1 protein-coding gene is annotated in these 1255 nt (G+C 44.0%); it reads right to left on the bottom strand.

What is annotated here, in order from left to right:
• Positions 1-1053, bottom strand: a 1053-nt coding sequence (locus G8761_RS26680; RefSeq protein ID WP_166030955.1) for an IS110 family RNA-guided transposase, incomplete at its 3' end; no start/stop codon positions are given.
• Positions 1054-1255: the final 202 nt, after the last annotated feature.

The following is a 1255-nucleotide window of genomic DNA, read 5'->3' as shown; positions in this document are numbered from 1 at the left end:
AGCGACTACAATTCCTGCGCGTTTCCTGCCTTTTCGTGATGCTGTACGCCTATACAGTGCTCCGAGATAGTTTTTGGATGCCCCTACAGAGTGAGCTGCCTCTGTTAATGCTGACCTCAAATACTTATTGCCTTTTTTGGTTTTCGCTGATTTCCTTTTCCCAGCACTTTCATTTTGTCCCGGAACTAAACCTGCCCAGGAACACATATGGGCTGCAGTGGGAAATTGTTTCTTCACATCGGTTCCAATTTCGGACAAGATTTGTTCAGCCATTCTCGTGGCTATCCCAGGAATGGAGTCTAATCGTTCAATATCTTCTTGATGTGTGCTCATTCTATTTGCCACTTCCTGGTCGAGCATTTTAATTTGTTCTGTCAAAAAGTCGATATGTCCTAAAATTGTTTTTAACATTAGCCGTTGATGCGAATGTATATACCCTTTCAACGCGAGTTCCAATTCTTCTTTCTTCTTTTTCATACTGCGCCGAGCGAAGTTTGCTAGTTTTTCAGGATCCTCTTCTCCTTCGGCAATAGCGTCAAGCATTTCACGCGCTGAAACGCCCATGACATCTGAAACAACAGATCCCAACTTTATGTTCGCTCCTTCTAACACCTTTTGGATTCGATTATGTTGTCTAGCACGCTCTTCAATAATACTTCGACGATAGCGAACGAGTTCGCGTAGCTCACGCTGATTACGGTCAGGAATATAACTAGCCTTGAGTAGTCCATGTCGGAGGAGTTTGGCAATCCATTCTGCATCCTTCACATCGGTCTTTCGACCGGGAACAGCTTTCATATGTTGGGCATTGACCACTAAGAACTCCATTTCTTCAGCCTCTATTAAATTAACAATAGGTTTCCAATAAACACTGGTACTTTCCATCGCGACGTGTGTGCAGCCGTGCAATTTAATCCAATCCACCAACTGTAGTAGAAATACAGTTTTAGTGGAAAAGGTTTTAATCTCCTTTCCTTCAGGGGTGATAACGCAGGCAGTAATGTTATCCTTATGAACATCCATACCGCATGCTCTTTCAATGACTACATCCATTGAAAACATCCTTTCTACGGCTCTAAAATAATTAGAGGCTGGTGCAGCAACCAGAATAGGATTAATCTACCATGTGTGCTTCCCGTAAGGGAGCGACAGTCAGTGGTGCACCGTGGTCGTTGGAGTCAGACTAACGGATGGGCTCTAACGCACCATAGTTCATCGACCTTCCTCATCCAGCCGTAGAATCAGTATTGACGGA

The sequence above is a fragment of the Neobacillus terrae genome (genome assembly GCF_011393025.1).
In the GTDB taxonomy this organism is placed as follows: Bacteria; Bacillota; Bacilli; order Bacillales; family Cytobacillaceae; genus Neobacillus_A; species Neobacillus_A terrae.
The sequence above is the reverse complement of the archived record's forward strand: the minus strand, read 5'-3'. Positions and strand labels throughout refer to the sequence as shown.